Source organism: Stenotrophomonas sp. FR010 (genome assembly GCF_047520755.2).
Taxonomy (GTDB): Bacteria; Pseudomonadota; Gammaproteobacteria; order Xanthomonadales; family Xanthomonadaceae; genus Stenotrophomonas; species Stenotrophomonas sepilia.
The window spans coordinates 1-17,425 of record NZ_JAXBQT020000008.1; the positions used below are offsets into that span (position 1 = coordinate 1).

Genomic DNA, 17,425 nt, shown 5'->3' on the forward strand with positions numbered 1-17,425 from the left:
CGCGGGTGCAGGGCTGCAAGCCCTGCCGCCCCCCCCTAATCGTGACCGCTGTCGTCCAGGCTGATGATGCCGCGCCGCAGCGCCTGGGTTACCGCATGCGTGCGATCACCCACGCCGAGCTTGTCCATCAGGCTTTTCATGTGCGCCTTCACCGTCTGCTCGGAAATCTGCATGCGCTCGCCGATGCGCTTGTTCGACAGCCCTCCGGCCACGTGCCGCAGTACCTCGGTCTCGCGCGGCGACAAGCGATCTTCCACCACGTGCGCGGCGATGCTGGCTGCCACCGCCGGGGGAATCGGTGCGCGCCGGCCGCCGGCGACCATGCGGATGGTGTCGACCAGTTCATGGCGCAGCATGTCCTTCAGCAGGTACGCGCTGGCGCCGGCCTGCAGCGCCCGCACCGCACGTACGTCACCGCGGTAAGTGGTCAGCACGATGATGCGCGCGCGTGGGTCCAGCGCGCGGATCCGCACGATGGCTTCCACACCATCCAGGCGGGGCATCTGCAGGTCCATCAGCAAGACGTCGGGCTGCAGCTGCTGGTAGCGTGCGATGGCTTCCTCGCCATCGGCGGCCTCGCCGAGCAGGCGCAGGTCGGCATGAGCGCCCAGCAGTGCCGCCAGTCCATCACGCAGCAGCGGGTGGTCGTCGACCACCAGCACGCCGATCGGGGCAGGGGATTCAGTCATGGCTCGTTCTACTCCAGGGCCAGCGCCAACGCGATGGGCGGCGGTGATACAGGCGACGGGCGGGAACCGCCAGCGCGATCTCGGTGCCCAGCCCGGGGCGGGTCCACAGCTGCAGTTCCGCGCCGAGGCGCTGGGCGCGCTCACGCATGCCCTGCAGGCCCCAATGGCCATGGCCGGCGTTCTCGTCGGCAATGCCGGCGCCGTCGTCGCGCACGTGCAGCAGGAAACAACGCGTGCCATAGGACAGTTCCACTTCAATGGCACTGGCATTGGCATGGCGCAACGCATTGCGGATGGCCTCGCGCCCGATCAGGAACACCTCTTCGGCCGCGTCGGCCTGCAGCGGTGGCGTCGCGCCTTCCACGGTCAGGCGCAGGGGATTGATGCCATGCCCGGCGTATTCGGCGTGCACGTCGGCCAGCGCCGAAGCGAGGTCGCGGCCCGCGAACGGCGCCTCGCGCAGCGCATTGACCCGCTCGCGACCCTCGGCCAGGTTGCGCTCGGCCAGCTGCATCGCTGACTCAAGCTGACTGCGCACAGGCTCCGGTGTCTGCGCTGACTGGCTGATCGCGTGCAGGCGCAGGATCAGGCCCTGGCTACCCTGCAGCAGGGTGTCGTGCAGGTCGCGCGCGATGCGTTCGCGCTCGCCATTGCGTTCCTGCAGTCGGGCGCGGAACAGTGCGGCCAGCTGCCCGCTGCGGATGCGCACCGCCAGCACCAGCAGTGCAAGCACGGCGGCGGTGCACAGCAGCTTGAACCACACGGTCTGCACGAAGGTGGGAGCGATGCGGAAGCTGCGGCTGGCCGGTGCGGTGCTCCAGATGCCGTCCTCGTTGGCTGCTTCCACCTCGAACCGGTAGCCGCCGGGCGCGAGGTTGGTGTAATACGCACGTGTGCTGCTGCCCGCGTCCTGCCAACCATCATCCACGCCCGACAGGCGGTAGCGGTATCGGTTGCGCTCCGGACGTGCCAACGACAGCGCCACGTAATCGATCTGCAGCTGGCTGGTGCCTGCCGGGAGGCGCAGGCCATCGCGTAGCGGCGCGTGCTCGCTGCCATACAGCACCTCGCCGATACGCACGCTGGGAGCCATCGTATTGACGTGCGAGCGGGTGGTGTCCAGCCAGGCCAGGCCCTGGTTGGTGGCCAGCCACAGCAGGCCGTCGTCGGCCAGGGCGGCGGTGGAGATCGGTCCGCTCTGCAGGGCGATGCCGGGCATGCCGTCGATGGCATCGAACAGGCGTGGCGTCACTGGCAGGCCGGAGCGCAGGGCACGGCGCAGCAACCCGCTTTCCATCCGTACAAGGCCACGGCTGCCGTTGAGCCACAGGTGTCCATTGGCATCGGCGACCATGCCGGTGATGCCTTCCAGTACGCCGGCCATGTCGGTGCGCACCGGAACGAACCGGCCGTTGCCCAGCCGTGCCGCCAGCCCCGCTTCGCCGGCGACCAGCAGAAGGTCCCGGTGGTGCAGCATCGCAGTGATCGGCCCTACCGACAGGCCGTCCCCGGCGCCGAAGCTCTCGGTGCCATTTGCACCCAGGCGGCGCAGGCGGCCATCGGCATAGCCGAGCAGCAGCTGGCCATCGGCATCCAGCGCCAGCGATGAGCAGGCCTGCTCTGGCAGGCGGATTTCACGTTGCCACTGGTCATGCTGGTAGTGCAGCACCCCGCGTTCTCCGGCGCAGACCCAGGCCTGTCCGTCATCGGGGAACAACAGGGCATGCAGCGGCTGCCCGGTGAACGGCGCCGGCAGCGGGATCAATGTGGTGCGGCCGGCGACCGTGCGCGCGAGGTTGACCCAGTCGAACTGCCAGATCGACGTGGGTGCCTGGCGCGCGGCGGCCTGCAGCTGCGTGGCGCTGCCATCCAGCAGGGGGCGCCGCAGGTCGTAGGGCTTGAGGTCTTCGCCATAGCCATACACGCGCCCATCGCTGGCCCGTACCAGCGAGCGGTAGGGATCGCTCGGGCCGACCACCAGGGCGTGCACGCTGCGTGCGCGGAAGCGGTTGAGGCCGAGATTGGTGCCGACCCAGAGATTGCCTTCGCGATCGACGATGATCGGCACTGCCGATGTGGCGGTCAGTCCTTGCGGCGAATCGAAGCGTTCCATGCGCACGGCCCGGGTGCCGTCGAAGGTGATGCGGGCGACGCCGCCGTGCGGGCTCATCGTGGCCCACAGCGCGCCATCGGCAGTGAACTTCAGGCGCGCAGCAACCAGTTCCGGCAACCGCCGCGCCTCACGTTCGCCGGCCGCCAGCAGACCCTGCGCGTTGGCCAGCGGCGAGGTGCCGCGCACCCGGTCGGCCAGCCACACTTCACCCTGCGGGCTTTCGGCCAGCGTCGCCATCTGCGAGACCGCGATGCCGGTGTCCTCGAACGCGGTCTGGCCGGCGGCACGCATCCAGATCTTCAGGTCGGCCAGCACCCAGAACCTGTCCCGGCTGTCGTGCAGCACCCACTGCACTCGGCGCTCGGGCAGGCCGGCAGCGGCCGGCAGTGGCTGCCAGCGGTGTCCGTCAAAGCGGCGCAGCCCGCCATTGATCGCCGCCCAGAGCTGCCCCTGGCGATCCTGGCTGAAGCGTGGGACCACGCCGACCGGCACCCCCTGCTCGCGGCCGTAGCTGCGCAGCTGCCCATGGGCGAGCTGGCTGATGCCGGCCTGGAAGTAGCCGATCCACAGCGCACCGCGGGTGGCATGCGCCAGCGTGACCATGTTGGTGGATGGGAACTGGCTGCCGGCGGGCGCTGCCTGCCGTTCGAAGCGACGGCCATCGAAGCGGTACAGGCCCGAGCCGGTAGCCAGCCACAACAGGCCTTCGCGGTCCTGGGCAATGTCCCAGATATCGCCTGGCGCGCCCTGGCCGACACGCCAGGCAGTGTGCTCGTAATCGGGCAGCCCGCCGCTCACCGGCGGGCGCTGCACGGCAAAGGCGGGCAGGGAGGTCAACAGCAGCAGGCACGTCAGCAGCGTCGGCAGGCGACGCACGGACGGGAAGGGGCGGCCACGCATGGCGCGCATTCTGGCAGGTGTGGGGCAGTCCGGGGTGACCCGAACGGGGTAGGCGGCGTGCGTCGGCGTCCGTTATCACGCCGGCATGCCCTCCGGAGCCCCGCCATGCAGCGCCTGTTCGTGATGTTCCCCGACCGCGGTCCGGGCATCGGCCTGCTGTGGTTGCGGTTGTGCCTGTCCGCTGCGCTGTTGATGCCCGGCATGCAGGCGGGCGGGTGGTCGGCGTTGTGCCTGCTGGCAGTGCCGATGCTCGTGCTGGGTGCGTTGACGCCGCTGGCGGCGCTGATGGCGGCCGTGGGCATGTTCGCGCAGCAGGCGCCGTGGCCGCAGGCGGCGCTGCCATTGGCGCTGTTGCTGCTGGGGCCTGGCGCCTATTCATTGGATGCGCGGTTGTTCGGGCGCCGCCTGCTCGGCCGTCGGCCTCCCCCATTCGGGTAGGTGCTGGCCTCGACCGACGGGGGTAGGGCATCACGCAGGGGTCACGCACCATGGGGCACCCCTTCGCGGCGTCCCGCATGGCCACCCTCTTCCCGCCTGATCCGCCCGCCGCTTCACTGGCACCGCAACAGGCCGCCGCGTTGCAGCGCGCCCTGCGCTATGTCGATGAGCATCTGTCGCAGCCGCTGCGGGTGACCGAGCTGGCGGCGGCCGCCTGCGTCAGCCGCTTCCATCTGGTACGCCTGTTCCGCGCCGGTACCGGCGCCAGCCCGCTGCGCTATGTCCGCCGCCGTCGCATCGAGCGCGCGCGCGAGCTGCTGCCGGGCGCGCAGCTGCCGATGGCCTGCCTGGCCCAGCAGCTGGGCTTCTTCGACCAGAGCCATTTCGTCCGCAGCTTCCGCGCGGAGACCGGCTGCAGCCCCGGCCAGTACGTTGCCGGCGATGCCGCCCTGTTGCATCCCCTTGATCGTGTTTCCAACGGAGTCCACCCATGAGCCTTGCCACCGCCACTCCCGCCCCGGCGCTGCTGTCGCCGACCGACCACGCCCTGGTGCTTATCGACTTCCAGTCGCAGATGGCGTTCGCCACCCACACCATCGACATCTCCGCGCTGCGCAACAACGTGTCGCTGATCGGCAAGGGCGCCAAGGGCTTCAATGTACCGGTCGTGCTGACCACAGTCGCCGAAGCATCGTTCTCCGGCCCGATGTTCCCGGAACTGCCGCAGATCTTCCCTGGCCAGACGGTGTTCGATCGCACCTCGATGAACACCTGGGAAGACCAGCCTGTGATCGATGAGATCAACCGCATCGGCAAGCGCCGTCTGGTCATCGCCGGCCTGTGGACCAGCGTCTGCATCGTCGGCCCGGCACTGTCGGCGCTGGCGCAGGGCTTTGAGGTGTATGTGATCACCGATGCCTGTGGCGATGTCAGCGAGGAAGCGCACGAGCGTGCGATCACCCGCATGGTGCAGGCCGGCGCGGTGCCGATGACCAGCGTGCAGTACCTGCTCGAACTGCAGCGCGACTGGGCACGGGGTGAAACCTACGACCTGACCACCGGCATTGCGCGCGACCACGCCGGCGGCTACGGCATCGGCATCCAGTACGCCAAGCGGATGTTCGGTGCGCAGGAAGGCGGGCACTGAGCATGGTTGCCGGCCATGGCCTCGACCTGGCCCTGCTGATGCTGCGCGTGGCGGCAGGAGGCTTCCTGCTGCCGCACGCGCTGGGCAAGCTGTTCGGCTGGTTCGGGGGGCCGGGGCTTTCCGGCTTCGCCACCGAGCTGCGCGGTTTCGGGCTGCCGGCAGTGGCACCGTTGCCATTGCTGTTGGCCTTGCTGCAGGTGTTGTCCGGGCTGGCCGTGCTGCTGGGGTGGCAGACTCGCATCGCTGCGCTTGCAGCGGCTGCCTTCATCGGCTTCACCGTGCTGTTGGCCCTGCCCAAGGGCTGGTTCTGGATGCGCGGCGGCAGTGAGTACCCGTTGATGTGGACCACGGTGCTGCTGGCCCTCGCGCTGGCCGGTCCCGGCGCCTGGGCGCTGGACGGCCAACGCTTTCCGGGAGAATTCGCATGAGTCACGATCCCCTCGATCACGGCCGCCGCAACGTGGTGCTGGCCAGCGGCGCCGCTGTTGCGCTCGGCCTGGCAGGTCGCGCCGGTGCCGCAATCGATTCCACTTCCAAGGAGCGTCGCATGAGCACGCTGGTCATCCGCAATGCCCGCATTACCACCCTCGACCCGCAGCAGCCGCATGCGCAGGCGCTGGCTGTACAGGAAGGCCGCATCGTCGCCGTCGGCAGCGACGAGGAGATCATGCGCGGCTGGGGCAATGAAGCGACCTTGATCGACGCCCAGGGCCGGCGCCTGCTGCCCGGCCTCAACGACAGCCACACCCACCTGATCCGTGGTGGCCTGAACTACAACCTGGAGCTGCGCTGGGACGGCCTGCGTTCGCTGGGCGACGCCCTGGACATGCTGAAGGCCCAGGTAGACCGTACTCCCGCGCCGCAGTGGGTCCGCGTGGTCGGTGGCTTCACCGCCGCGCAGTTCAACGAGAAGCGCCTGCCGACGCTGCAGGAGCTCAACGACATCGCACCGGATACGCCGGTGTTCCTGCTGCACCTGTATGACCGCGCACTGCTCAACCGCGCCGCGCTGCGCGCCTGCGGCTACAGCAAGGACACACCGGATCCGCCGGGTGGCCAGATCGTGCGCGATTCGCTGGGCAACCCGACCGGGCTGCTGCTGGCCAAGCCCAATGCGCTGATCCTGTACGCCACGCTGGCCAAGGGCCCGCGCCTGCCGATCGAATACCAGGCCAACTCGACGCGCCATTTCATGCGCGAACTGAACCGGCTTGGCATCACTTCGGTGATCGACGCCGGCGGTGGCTTCCAGAACTACCCCGAGGACTACCAGGTCATCGAGCAGCTGCATCGCGATGATCAGCTGACGGTGCGCATCGCCTACAACCTGTTCACCCAGAACAAGGGCAGGGAAGTGGATGACTTCCGTGGCTGGAGCGAGATCCTGCAGCCGCGCCAGGGCGATGACCTGCTGCGCCACAACGGCGCGGGCGAGATGCTGGTGTTCTCTGCCGCCGACTTCGAACTGTTCAACGAGCCGCGCCCGGAACTGCCGCCGGAGCTGGAGCCCGAACTGCACGACGTGGTGAAGCTGCTGGTCGAGAAGCGCTGGCCGTTCCGCATCCATGCCACCTACGACGAGAGCATCACCCGCATCCTGGATGTATACGAACAGGTCAACCGGGAGGTGCCGTTCGATGGCCTGCACTGGTTCATCGACCACGCCGAGACCATCACTCCGCGCAATATCGAGCGCATCCGCGCGCTGGGTGGGGGTATCGCCGTGCAGCACCGCATGGCTTACCAGGGCGAGGCCTTCGTCGAGCGCTACGGCGTGCAGGCGGCACGGCACACGCCGCCGGTCAGGCGCATGTTGGCCGAGGGCGTGCCGGTGGGCGCAGGCACCGACGCCACTCGCGTGGCCAGCTACAACCCGTGGGTGGCGTTGTCCTGGCTGGTGACCGGGCGCACCGTGGGCGGGTTGGCCCTGTATGGCGAGGAAAACCTGCTCGAACGCGAGCAGGCGCTGCGCCTGTGGACCCAGGGCAGCGCCTGGTTCTCCGGCGACGAAGCAGTGAAGGGGACATTGAAGGTTGGTCAGCTGGCCGACTTCATTCTGCTCTCGGCCGATTTCTTCCGCGTCGACGACGCGCAGATCGCCGACATCACCAGCATGCTGACCGTGGTCGGCGGGCGCATCGTGCACGCCGACGGCGATTATGCTGGGCTGGCGCCGCAGCTGCCGCCGGCGATGCCGGACTGGTCGCCGGTCAACCGGTTCGGTGGTTACCATGTCGGCGGTGCTGCCACCGGGTTGGCAGCTGCCCATCGCCACCATCACGGTGTGGCCTGCAGTACGCATGGTGCTCACGGGCATGCCGCGCAGCATGCGGCGCCCACCGATGACCTGACCGCCTTCTGGGGCGCGATGGGATGCTCGTGCTTCGCGTTCTGAGCCTGGCGCTGCTGTCCGTGCCCTCGCTGGCGCTGGCCTGCGAAGGCGGCCGCTGCAGCGACGCGGGCAACGGCGAGCTGCAGCTGGACGCATCGCTGCGCCTGCGTGGCCTGTACTACGACCCGACCCGGTTCGGTATCGGCGGCGGCGAAGATGGCTATGGCCTGCTACGTGCACTGGCTTCGGCCACCTATGTGGAGGACACCTGGCAGGCAAAACTGCAGCTGGGCGTGCATGCCGAGAATGGCAAGGCAGGCGGCCCGGGCCGCACCGACCGTGGTGCCTTGGACGTGCAGCAGGCGTACTGGCGCTGGCAGCGCGGTGGCTTCCATGTGCAGCTCGGCCGGCAGGAAGCCGGCTATGGCAGCTCGCGGCTGTTGTCGGTGCGCGATGGGCCGAACATCCGCCTGGCCTTCGACGGTGCGCGCCTGGGCTGGAAGGGGCGGCTCGGCACGCTTGACCTGATGGCCCTGCGGCCGGTCGAGAACCGGCCGGGTGCCTTTGATGATCGCAGCGAACACGGTGCGCACCTGTGGGGTGCCTATGCCACCGCGGCACGCGGGCAGGGCGTGGGACAGTGGGATCTGTACCTGCTGGACTACCGCCGCGACGGTGCGCGCTTTGCGGCGGGCTCCGGAACCGAGCGCCGGCAGACCCTCGGTGCACGCTGGTTCGGCCAGGTTGGTGCACTGGACTGGAACAGCGAGCTGGTGGCGCAGGGCGGTGAGCTGCGTGCCGCCACCGGCACCCTCGACATCCGTGCATGGACGCTGGCGACCGACACCGGCTGGCGCTGGAGGGATGTGCCGCTGCAACCGCGCGTGGGCCTGAAGGCCGACGTCGCCAGTGGCGATGGCAACCTGCACGACCGGCGATTGGGCACCTTCAATGCACTGTTCCCGAAATCGGCCTACTTCAGCGAGGCCAGCCTGCTGGCCCCGGCCAATCTGATGGACCTGCAGCCGACCCTGGCCCTGCGCCTGCACGATGCGGTGACGACGGAACTGGGCGTACAGATGGCCTGGAAGCATCGTCGTGCCGATGCGGTCTACACCACGCCGGCGCCGCTGGTGGCGTTGCCGGGCAGCGCCGGTGGCGCGCGCCGCATCGGCACCCAGTACAAATCCGAAACCCGCTGGCAGGCCAGCGAACACTGGCAATGGCAGCTGCAGCTGGCCTGGGTCGACGCCGGTCCTGCACTGAAGCAGGCTGGAGGCCAGGACACGCTGTTCGCCTCGATCGTTGGAGCATGGCAATGGTGAACGCAACCGCGTCGCAACCCCCCGTACAGGACGCAGGTGCCTGGTCCCCGCTGAAGATCCAGATGTTCCGTTCGATCTGGCTGGCAATCCTGGCCAGCAACATCGGCACCTGGGTCAATGATGTGGCCGCCGCCTGGGTGATGGCCGAGCGCACCGGTTCGCCGCTGATGGTGGCCCTGGTGCAGTCGGCCACCACGGTGCCGATCGTGCTGCTGGCGCTCGCTGCCGGCACCCTGGCCGACATTGTCGATCATCGGAAGTACCTGTTGGCGACCCAGGGCTGGATGCTGCTGGTGGCCGCAGCGATGGCTGCGTTGACCGCGATGGACCTGCTGACCCCGCAGTTGCTGGTGCTGCTGACCTTCTGCATGGGCTGCGGTGCGGCGATGGCAATGCCCGCGCAGGCCGCCATCGTCTCCGAACTGGTGCCACAGCCGATGCTGGCCTCGGCGGTGGCGCTGAACTCGATCGGCATCAATATCGCCCGTTCGATCGGCCCGGCCATCGGCGGCGTGATCGTCGCCCAGCTGGGTGCGGTCTGGGCGTTCGGCTTCAATGCCATCACCTTCGCGGCGATGCTGTTCGTGGTGTGGGGCTGGAAGCGCGACCCAAAGCAGTCGAGCTTGCCGCCGGAAGGCTTCGGTGCCGGATTGAAAGCGGGCCTGCGCTACGCCAGCCGTGCCGGACGGCTGCAGGCGGTGCTGATCAAGTCGGTCGGCTTCTTCTTCTTCGCCGCGGCAATGAACGCGCTGTTGCCGGTGGTAGTGCGTGGGCAGATGCAGGGTGGGGCGGGGCAGTACGGCATGCTGCTGGGCTGCATCGGCATCGGCGCAGTGGGTGGTGCGTTGCTGCTGCCGAAGCTGCGCGCACGGATGGATCGCGACCTGCTGGTGCTGCTGGCGACGTTGTCGCTGGCCCTGAGCCTGGTCGGGCTGGCGCTGACCCGCAGCTGGTACGTGCTTCCGGCGGTGATGCTGGTCAATGGTTTTGCGTGGATCACCGTGCTGTCGTCGCTGCAGATCGCTGCGCAGACTGCGGTTCCGGCATGGGTACGTGCGCGTGCGCTGGCGCTGTACATCATGGTGTTCTCTGCCGGCATGGCCGCCGGCGGCCTGAGCTGGGGCGCGCTCGCTCAGCGCACCTCGCCCGAACTGGCATTGCTGGTGGCAGCGGCCGGTGCGGTGATCGGTGGGTTGCTGGTGTGGCGCGTGCGCATCGCCGGCACCGAAGACCTGAACCTGCGCCCGGCCGGGCACTGGCCGGCACCCGAGCTGTCGGTGCCGGTGTCGAATGATCGAGGCCCGGTGCTGGTCACCATCGAGTACCGCATCGATGATGCTGATCGTGCCACGTTCCAGGCGCAGATGCGCGCGCTGGGCACGATCCGCCGCCGCGATGGCGCCGTGGTCTGGGGCGTGGTCGAGGACGTGGCCAGCCCGGGCATCCACCTGGAGTATTTCGTGACCCCGTCGTGGCTGGAGCACCTGCGCCAGCATGAGCGCATCACCGCCGACGACAAGGCGATCCAGGAAGTGCTGCGGGAACTGCATCGCGGTGAGCGCGCACCGGTGGTACGCCACTTCGTGGGTGGCCATGATCCGCTGCCGAAGACCGGGGTACCACACCATCACAGCGATATCTGACACAAAAAGGGGACGGAGGGGATTAAGTCGTTTGTGCACAAACGACTTAATCCCCTCCGTCCCCTTTTTTGCGGCGGCGCTGGGTAGCGCCGCCGCGATACCTCACTTGCGTGCGAACGCCAGCAGGTCGGCGTTGAACTGGTCGGCGTGGGTGATGGTCAGGCCATGCGGCGCACCGGCGTACACCTTCAGTTCGGCATCCTTGATGATCTGCGAGGACAGCTTGGCCGAGGCATCGAACGGCACGATCTGGTCGTCATCGCCGTGCACGACCAGCGCCGGCACGTCGATCTTCTTCAGGTCCTCGGTGTAGTCCACTTCCGAGAATTCGTGCACGCAGTCGTACTGGCCCTTGACGCCACCGAGCATGCCCTGCAGCCAGAACGCATCGCGCATGCCCTGGGTGACGTTGTTGCCATCCCGGTTGGCGCCGAAGAACGGGGTGGTCAGGTCTTTGAAGAACTGCGAACGGTCGCCGCCGGTACCCTTGCGGATGCCGTCGAAGACCTCCAGCGGGGTGCCGGCGGGGTTGCCAGCGGTCTTCAGCATCAGCGGCGGCACGGCGCCGACCAGCACCACCTTGGCCACGCGCGCGCTGCCGTGGCGGCCGATGTAATGGGCCACTTCACCGCCGCCGGTGGAATGGCCGACCAGGATCGCGTCCTTCAGGTCCAGCGCTTCGATCACCGCGGCCAGGTCATCGGCATAGGTGTCCATGTTGTTGCCGTTCCAGGTCTGGCTGGAGCGTCCGTGGCTGCGGCGATCGTGGGCGACCACGCGGAAGCCGTTCTGGCCCATGAACAGCATCTGCGGATCCCAGGCATCGGAAGACAGCGGCCAACCGTGGGCGAACACGATCGGCTGGCCGGTGCCCCAATCCTTGTAGAAGATGCGGGCGCCATCGGCGACGGTGACGAAGTTGCTCATTGCAGGTTCCTTGGCGGAAGGGAGGGAAGGCTTCGGCAGGATGCCGGTGCCTTCGGCAGTACAGCGCAGGCGCAGGCGACCGACTTGCACGGCTGTGCTGGATTGCATCGGATGTGACGCGTATCGCTCTGGCAGGACGGGAGCCGTATGCCGAGGATGAGCGCAGCCCGCCACAGGAACGCACGGATGCCCGCCATGCGATGGTCGCTGATGCTGTGCCTGCTGCTGCCCATGGCAGCGCCGGCACAGACCCATGTCTACAAGTGCGTGGATGGACCGCACCCGGTCTACCAGCAGACACCCTGCCAGGGGCGTGCCGCATGGCGCTGGGACGTGCCCGCGGAGCAGTCATTGTCCCGCGGCGCTGTGGCGCCAGCGGCCTCGACACCGAAGCCATCGCCCCGGCCACGGCGTGCGGCGCGGGCGCACGGTGCGCTGATCACGATCAGGACGGATGCAGCGGCCTGCGAGCGTGCCCGGCGTGATCGCGAGCAGGCGTTGCTCAAGCGTCGGCGCCTGGATTTCGTGCAGCGCCGGCAGCTGGATGACGCGGTCTACGGCGCCTGCCAGTGACGCGGGGACGCTGAAGTGCCGAAAACGACAACGGCGCCATAGGGCGCCGTCGCGTGAGTACCGTGAGTGCAGCTCTCAGCGACCGTCGCTTGCGGCGGCCGGTGCGGGCACACTGTCCGGCTTGGGCAGGCTCAACTCCGGGTTGCCCTGTTCGGCCTGCAGGATCTGGATGCGGCGCTGCAGGGCGTCCAGCTGGCTGTTGGTGCTCTGCACGTCGGTGCTGAGGCTCACGGCCTGCTGCTGGGCCTGCTGCAGGGCCGCGCTGACCTGTGCCGACTGCGCCTGCTGCTGTTCCATTTCCTGCTGCAGGGTGCGCAGGCGTTCTTCGTTGTAGGCCACCAGGCGCTCGGTGTAGCGCTTGCCGGCTTCAAGACGGGTGGTGTCGATGTAGACCTGGGCCAGCTGTTCGGACTGCTGCGCGAAGGTGCGGTAGACGCGCTCGGCGTTGTCCACCGCATCGGTCTTGATCACCCGCCAGAAGTTCTTCTCCTGGAACAGGGCGACGTAGTAGGTCAGGGTGTTGGCATTGAACAGCAGGCTGGCGCCGTAGTTGCCGTTGTAAGTGGTGCGCAGCTCGGTCAGCTGGCGCGAGTCCATCAACTGCTTGAGTTCGTCCACGGTATTGCGCACCACAGGCGCGCTGCGCGCCGGTTCGGCTGCCGCCTCGCGGTCGCCACGTGCAGCCATCGCTGCCGGTGCCACCAGCATCATGACCACGGCCAGCACTGCCGCGCTGCGCGCGTGCCGGGCAAAGACCGCGCCCCCTGAAGTTTCTCGCATGTCTAGACCATCCACGGATGAGTGTGGGTTGAGATGAAGGTGGTTCCCCGCCGGGAGTCTAGCATGGGTGTGGGCGCCGCCAAGGGCGCCCGTCACCGGTCAGTAGACCAGCTGTGCGGCGCTGCACTGGATCGACTGCACATTGACGTCGGTCCGGCCCAGTTCAACGCCCAGCACGCTGGCCAGCAGGTTGGTCAGCAGGGTGCCAATACTGTTGAGCACCGGCCGCAGTGCGGCCAGGATCGGCTTCAGCAGGGTGCACAGCAGTCCGCTGCAGCTGACGCTGCCATCGGGGTTGGTGACACCCGTTCCCCCGGCACCATCGAGAAAGCCGGCCGGTGCGGTCTGGATGTAGGACGCCAGATTGTTGCGCACGCAGCCGTTGTAATCGATCAGGTTGCCGAGCAGGCTGTCGCAGCGGTTGATCAGCAGGCCGCCGACCAGCGAGCCAAGCAGGCCATCGAGCAGGCCCAGGCCCTGGCCGGTGACGGTCGTCCTGTAACCGGTCCACACCGAACCGTCTTCCCAGCAGGTGGTCAGGCCCAGCAGGCAAGGCTTGGGGACGCCATTCTTCACCGTCCAGTTGCCCAGCGGGGCGAGATTGCGCGCCGGATCGCCATCGCGCAGCAGCGGGATGACCTGGTCGACGTTGTAGCGTCCGCCAGTCGGAAAGGCCGCCTGCAGGTAGCGATCGGCCAGCGCCTTGGCGGTGTCGTTGGCGTTCATGCCCTGCTTGGGCGAATTGAGCATGCCCGACAGCACCCGTAGCAGTTCGTTGACCAGGCTCGACACTGCGTCACCAATTGCGAGCGGATTGAACCGGGTCGAGCCGGTCTCGCCGGCGGCCAGGGTCAGGGTCTGCGTGCTGGTCAGGGCGGGCAGGGTAATCCTGTCGTTGATCAATGGTTGGCCCAGCAGCTTCAGCAGCTGTTCGTCCTGCAGCGTGGCATCGCAGACATTGGCCTTGGAGAAGCGCTGTGCGGGGTCGACATTGCCGACGCAGGCGCGCAGCACCGACGAGTCCACCTGGATCGTGGCCTTGGGTGGACTGCCGCCGCACTGGATGCCGGTCAAGGTGCCCATACCGTTGGCCACGTCGACGTGCAACGGCAGGTGCAGGCGCGTGCCAAGCAGGTTCAGCAGCGGCCCCAGCGCGAACAGGTTGTTGCTGTCCACGTCCGCCATCAGCCGCACCTGCGCGTTGTAGGCACGGCTGCCGACGCCGCCGATGGCGATCGATGGCGGCTCGACCACGCCGGCCTGGATCCTGATGCCCAGCAGGTCCAGTCCCTTGACCGCCACGCCGTTGCCATCGTTGGCGATGGAGATCGCGGTGTTGATCAGGTTGAGCACGTTGATCTGTGACTCCAGTGCGCTGCCGACCGTGCCGTCGGGCGAGACAACTTCGGCAAATAGGCCACCGCCGCCGGACTGGCTGCCAAGCACGATGTTGAGCTTGTTGATGTCCAGCTGGGTGGCAACCAGATCGGACAGGGCGCGCAGCTGCACCCCCACTGCGGAGTCACGGCCGACCACGGTGGCGGTAGCATCGACCAGCTGTGCCAGCGAAATCTTGTTGACCGACAGCAGGCGATTGAAGTCGGCCACGCTGAGGTTGGCGCTTACCGGTATGTTGAGCGCTTTCAGCAGGCCGGACGGAGTCACGTTGGCCTGCGCCAGGCCGTCATAGGACAGCACCGTGGCATTGGTGACGTCCAGGCCAACCAGGCGCAGGGTGGACAGCAGCACTGAATCGCCATTGGTCCTTAGCAGCTGCGAGCCGACCGCAAAAACCGCGGTGGGTTCGGCACGGCGCGCCACGGCCTGCACGCTCACGGTGGGCAGGCCGGAAGTCTGCCCGAAGAAGGGCAGCACGCTGCGCTCGGCGATCACCTGAACGGCATTGCGGGGATTGCTGGCATCGACGCTGGTGACGAAGCGGGTGCCGGTGCCACGGCTGGCGCTCCAGTTGCCGCAGCGGATCTGCAGGGTGCCTGCGAACCCGTTCTGGGCCACCGCATTCTGCCGGGCAGCGCTGTTGTCGCTGTTGTCCGGGCTGCACAGCTCCAGCCGCTGTGCGCCGGCCAGTGCGGCAAGGTCGGCCACCTTCTGCGCATCACGCTTGGCCCAGAACAGATAGCCGATCTCGATCAGGCCCAGCATGGCCAACAGCGCCAGCATGACCAGCATCATCGTGACCGACATGCCGCCGCGTGCGCGGCTGAAACTGAACTGGCGTGGGCGTTTCATGGCCGACCTCAGCGTCCGGAGGAGGAGGCGTCCTTGGACCGGGAGACATCGGTCTCAAAGAAGTCCGGGATCTCGTGTTCAAAGCTCTTCAGGTAACGCGCATAGCTCAGCGTGGCCTGGTCACCCAGGATCGGCAGCCGCTGGCCGGCCTGCTGCCCGGAGGCCTGCAGGCGGAACAGATTGCGGGTCGCCTCGCCGCTCTGCAGGCGTGCACGCGGTGCGGCGGGCGGTGCTGAAAGAGGTGCGACATCGGTTGCGATGGTCGACGCTTGCGCCGTGGTCCCCCCGGCGGATGCGGTGGGGGGGGCCATGCCCACGCTGGGAAGCGGCTCGGCCTGCATCGACGCCGTGCCCGCTGGCGACGGCGAGGGGCCACCGAGCATCTGTCCGGTCAATGGCTGTTGCTGCGCCTGCACGGCACCGGCAACAAGCAGGCAGCACAGCACGGGCAACAGGCGTCGGATCTGGCGCATCGTGGTCATGGTGTGCTTCCGGTCGGGTGATCGGTGGCGCTGAAGCGTTCCAGCATCGAGGGTGGCAGGCGCTGCGGATCGCGTTGGTCGCGCGGGTCGCGGTGGGGTTCGCCCGCCAGCCGTGCGCCGCCCGATGCACGAGCGCCACTCTCGACGCTGGCCGTATGTGCAGGTGTGGCTGCGTTGGCGGCAGCAGCGGCCTGTCGTTGCTGCAGGCGCGTCCGGATCTGCTGGGCCTGCTGCTGGATGCTTCGGCGCGTTTCCTCGTTGAGGCTGGCCTGTGCCGATAGCCGCTCCGCCGTGGCCTGGTCGCCGCGCAGTACTGCCCAGAGTGCAAGGTTGGCCGTTGCCTTGGCGTTGCCCGGTGAAAGCTCCAGGGCCTTGGCCAGCGGCTCGCGGGCCTGATCGAACCGGCCGGCACGCAGCCGTGCATAGCCCAGGTCGCCCAGGTAGTCGGTGTTCAAGGGCTGCAGCTGCGTAGCGCGCGCCAGGGCCTGTTCGCTGCCGGCATCGTCGTCGCGGCGTGCGGCGATCAGGCCCAGGCCATGTGCCGCAGCGGCGGCCTGCGGCCCGCTGGACAGCTCGCGATACAGCGCGACCGCCGCGTCGGTCTGGCCGGTCTCACGCAGTGCGTCGGCCTGCAGCAGGCGCAGGGCAGGACGATCACCATAGCGCTGGCGGAAGGCCTCCACATGGGCCAGCGAGGCATACCAGGCGCCCTGCTGCTGCATGCGTTCGATCAGCTCCAGATAGGCGTTGCGGCTGTCCTGCGGATCGGGTTCCGGCGGCGCAAGGCTGGGCGCCCGCACATACTTCGGCGTGGTCGAGGCGCAGCCACTGGCCAGGGCGGCGAGGGTGACGGCAAGCAGCAGGCAGGAGGTGTGCAGGGCAGGCATCAGGGAGATCCCATCTTGGACAGGGTGGTGGCCAGCGCGACCAGCGCCGGGCCGGCAAGCACCAGCATCAGTGCCGGCAACAGGGTCAGCATCATCACCACGGTCATCTTCACCGAGAGCTTGCCGACCTTTTCCTTCAACGCGTTGCGGCGCTGTTCGCGCAGGCGGAGGCTGAACTGGCGCAACGGCTCCTGCACTGCGCCGCCGTGCGCATGCACCTGCAGGATCAACTGCATCAGGCTGGCCAGGTCATCATCGGCGTAGACCTCGCTCAGCCGCCGCAATGACTGCGCGCGCGTGCGGCCATGGGTATAGGCCACATTGGCTTCCTGCAGTTCGCCGCCGAGTACCGGCAATGCATCGCGCAGCTTGTCGCCCAGCGTCTGCAGGCTCTGGTCCATGCTGAAGCCCACGCCCTGCAGCAGGCGCAGCAGGTCGATCAGCAGGGGCAGCTCGTTCTCGACCGCACGGCGGCGGCGCTTGACCCACGACGACAGCACGAACTTCGGCAGCAGCAGCCCGGCCGCCAGCGCACCGATCACCACCATCACCTTGGCAAGCCCGTGCGCGCTGCTGAACGCCAGCGCCAGCGCCAGCACCAACAGGGCAAGCAGCAGGCGCAGGCCGAGATAGATCGCGGTGCCGCGGCGCGTGTTCCAGCCAGCCAGGTCCAACAGCAGCTTGTCTTCGTTGGCAAGCAGTGCGGCCTCCAGGCGGCCGCCACTGAGCGAGCGCCCGAAGCGCTCGATCCAGCCCAGTGAGTCGCGGCGCGTGGCCTCGGTGTCGCGGCCTTCTTCACGCGGCTGAAGGGCGGTTTTCAGTGTGGCTGAGGTGCGGTGCTCGCGATGGCTGCGCACCCAGCCGGCGATACCGAGCAGGGCGACGCCGGCTGCCAGCACCAGCAGCGAAAGGGCGAACCAGGCGCTGGCGCTCATCGGG

At 68.1% G+C, this 17,425-nt stretch carries 16 protein-coding genes; 8 read left to right on the top strand and 8 right to left on the bottom strand.

The features are described from left to right. Positions 1-35: 35 nt before the first annotated feature. Entirely contained in the window at positions 36-689 is a 654-nt protein-coding gene (locus tag ACM0PK_RS09060; RefSeq protein WP_414607681.1) for a response regulator, read from the bottom strand. Continuing rightward, positions 682-3,711, bottom strand: a complete 3,030-nt coding sequence (locus ACM0PK_RS09065; protein ID WP_414607682.1) for a sensor histidine kinase — start codon at positions 3,709-3,711, stop codon at positions 682-684. Before ACM0PK_RS09065 ends, ACM0PK_RS09060 begins: the two co-directional genes overlap by 8 nt. Before the next feature lie 96 nt (positions 3,712-3,807). Between ACM0PK_RS09065 and ACM0PK_RS09070 the strand changes: the two genes are divergently transcribed. From ACM0PK_RS09070 to ACM0PK_RS09100, 7 genes are all read left to right on the top strand, one after another. After that, positions 3,808-4,140 (top strand): hypothetical protein, encoded by a 333-nt coding sequence (locus tag ACM0PK_RS09070; RefSeq protein ID WP_414607683.1) that lies wholly within the window; start codon positions 3,808-3,810, stop codon positions 4,138-4,140. A gap of 50 nt (positions 4,141-4,190) precedes the next feature. Further along, on the top strand, positions 4,191-4,634 hold the full coding sequence (locus tag ACM0PK_RS09075) for a helix-turn-helix transcriptional regulator (RefSeq protein WP_072167487.1): 444 nt from the start codon (positions 4,191-4,193) through the stop codon (positions 4,632-4,634). Then, positions 4,631-5,287: a hydrolase gene (locus ACM0PK_RS09080; RefSeq protein WP_005417006.1), complete on the top strand. Its 657-nt coding sequence runs from the start codon at positions 4,631-4,633 to the stop codon at positions 5,285-5,287. Before ACM0PK_RS09075 ends, ACM0PK_RS09080 begins: the two co-directional genes overlap by 4 nt. A 2-nt stretch (positions 5,288-5,289) precedes the next feature. Beyond that, positions 5,290-5,715, top strand: coding sequence for a DoxX family protein (locus tag ACM0PK_RS09085; protein WP_005417004.1), 426 nt, complete (start codon positions 5,290-5,292; stop codon positions 5,713-5,715). Between the two features lie 119 nt (positions 5,716-5,834). Then, a complete protein-coding gene (locus ACM0PK_RS09090; protein ID WP_181452493.1) occupies positions 5,835-7,682 on the top strand; it encodes an amidohydrolase in 1,848 nt (615 codons plus the stop codon). Next, entirely contained in the window at positions 7,661-8,944 is a 1,284-nt protein-coding gene (locus tag ACM0PK_RS09095; protein WP_072167490.1) for an alginate export family protein, read from the top strand. Before ACM0PK_RS09090 ends, ACM0PK_RS09095 begins: the two co-directional genes overlap by 22 nt. After that, a complete protein-coding gene (locus tag ACM0PK_RS09100; RefSeq protein WP_414607684.1) occupies positions 8,938-10,587 on the top strand; it encodes an MFS transporter in 1,650 nt (549 codons plus the stop codon). Before ACM0PK_RS09095 ends, ACM0PK_RS09100 begins: the two co-directional genes overlap by 7 nt. A gap of 102 nt (positions 10,588-10,689) precedes the next feature. Here the strand turns inward: ACM0PK_RS09100 and ACM0PK_RS09105 are convergent, their stop codons facing one another. Then, complete coding sequence (locus ACM0PK_RS09105; protein WP_065196126.1) at positions 10,690-11,514, bottom strand: alpha/beta fold hydrolase; 825 nt, start codon at positions 11,512-11,514, stop codon at positions 10,690-10,692. Positions 11,515-11,700: 186 nt separating this feature from the next. Between ACM0PK_RS09105 and ACM0PK_RS09110 the strand changes: the two genes are divergently transcribed. Then, complete coding sequence (locus ACM0PK_RS09110) at positions 11,701-12,087, top strand: hypothetical protein (protein WP_111200619.1); 387 nt, start codon at positions 11,701-11,703, stop codon at positions 12,085-12,087. 75 nt (positions 12,088-12,162) lie between these two features. On the opposite strand, the gene ACM0PK_RS09115 is transcribed toward ACM0PK_RS09110, so the two are convergent. The 5 genes from ACM0PK_RS09115 to ACM0PK_RS09135 form a co-directional block, all read right to left on the bottom strand. After that, the gene (locus ACM0PK_RS09115) at positions 12,163-12,867 is read right to left on the bottom strand and encodes a DUF2968 domain-containing protein (protein WP_032954256.1); all 705 of its coding nucleotides are present in this window, start codon (positions 12,865-12,867) and stop codon (positions 12,163-12,165) included. 99 nt (positions 12,868-12,966) lie between these two features. Then, positions 12,967-15,117, bottom strand: a complete 2,151-nt coding sequence (locus tag ACM0PK_RS09120) for a TadG family pilus assembly protein (RefSeq protein WP_414607685.1) — start codon at positions 15,115-15,117, stop codon at positions 12,967-12,969. A gap of 8 nt (positions 15,118-15,125) precedes the next feature. Then, entirely contained in the window at positions 15,126-15,599 is a 474-nt protein-coding gene (locus ACM0PK_RS09125; protein ID WP_414607686.1) for a DUF3613 domain-containing protein, read from the bottom strand. Continuing rightward, positions 15,596-16,486 (bottom strand): tetratricopeptide repeat protein, encoded by an 891-nt coding sequence (locus tag ACM0PK_RS09130; RefSeq protein WP_414607687.1) that lies wholly within the window; start codon positions 16,484-16,486, stop codon positions 15,596-15,598. The genes ACM0PK_RS09125 and ACM0PK_RS09130 overlap by 4 nt, the downstream gene beginning before the upstream one ends. Then, positions 16,486-17,421: a type II secretion system F family protein gene (locus ACM0PK_RS09135; protein WP_069138312.1), complete on the bottom strand. Its 936-nt coding sequence runs from the start codon at positions 17,419-17,421 to the stop codon at positions 16,486-16,488. The genes ACM0PK_RS09130 and ACM0PK_RS09135 overlap by 1 nt, the downstream gene beginning before the upstream one ends. Between the last annotated feature and the right edge of the window lie 4 nt (positions 17,422-17,425).

Bases quoted from the DNA above. Each gene is read 5' to 3' on its own strand.
- ACM0PK_RS09060 (WP_414607681.1), bottom strand. From the start codon at position 689: ATGACTGAATCCCCTGCCCCGATCGGCGTGCTGGTGGTCGACGACCAC.
- ACM0PK_RS09065 (WP_414607682.1), bottom strand. From the start codon at position 3,711: ATGCGCGCCATGCGTGGCCGCCCCTTCCCGTCCGTGCGTCGCCTGCCG.
- ACM0PK_RS09070 (WP_414607683.1), top strand. From the start codon at position 3,808: ATGCAGCGCCTGTTCGTGATGTTCCCCGACCGCGGTCCGGGCATCGGC.
- ACM0PK_RS09075 (WP_072167487.1), top strand. From the start codon at position 4,191: ATGGGGCACCCCTTCGCGGCGTCCCGCATGGCCACCCTCTTCCCGCCT.
- ACM0PK_RS09080 (WP_005417006.1), top strand. From the start codon at position 4,631: ATGAGCCTTGCCACCGCCACTCCCGCCCCGGCGCTGCTGTCGCCGACC.
- ACM0PK_RS09085 (WP_005417004.1), top strand. From the start codon at position 5,290: ATGGTTGCCGGCCATGGCCTCGACCTGGCCCTGCTGATGCTGCGCGTG.
- ACM0PK_RS09090 (WP_181452493.1), top strand. From the start codon at position 5,835: ATGAGCACGCTGGTCATCCGCAATGCCCGCATTACCACCCTCGACCCG.
- ACM0PK_RS09095 (WP_072167490.1), top strand. From the start codon at position 7,661: ATGCTCGTGCTTCGCGTTCTGAGCCTGGCGCTGCTGTCCGTGCCCTCG.
- ACM0PK_RS09100 (WP_414607684.1), top strand. From the start codon at position 8,938: ATGGTGAACGCAACCGCGTCGCAACCCCCCGTACAGGACGCAGGTGCC.
- ACM0PK_RS09105 (WP_065196126.1), bottom strand. From the start codon at position 11,514: ATGAGCAACTTCGTCACCGTCGCCGATGGCGCCCGCATCTTCTACAAG.
- ACM0PK_RS09110 (WP_111200619.1), top strand. From the start codon at position 11,701: ATGCCCGCCATGCGATGGTCGCTGATGCTGTGCCTGCTGCTGCCCATG.
- ACM0PK_RS09115 (WP_032954256.1), bottom strand. From the start codon at position 12,867: ATGCGAGAAACTTCAGGGGGCGCGGTCTTTGCCCGGCACGCGCGCAGC.
- ACM0PK_RS09120 (WP_414607685.1), bottom strand. From the start codon at position 15,117: ATGAAACGCCCACGCCAGTTCAGTTTCAGCCGCGCACGCGGCGGCATG.
- ACM0PK_RS09125 (WP_414607686.1), bottom strand. From the start codon at position 15,599: ATGACCACGATGCGCCAGATCCGACGCCTGTTGCCCGTGCTGTGCTGC.
- ACM0PK_RS09130 (WP_414607687.1), bottom strand. From the start codon at position 16,486: ATGCCTGCCCTGCACACCTCCTGCCTGCTGCTTGCCGTCACCCTCGCC.
- ACM0PK_RS09135 (WP_069138312.1), bottom strand. From the start codon at position 17,421: ATGAGCGCCAGCGCCTGGTTCGCCCTTTCGCTGCTGGTGCTGGCAGCC.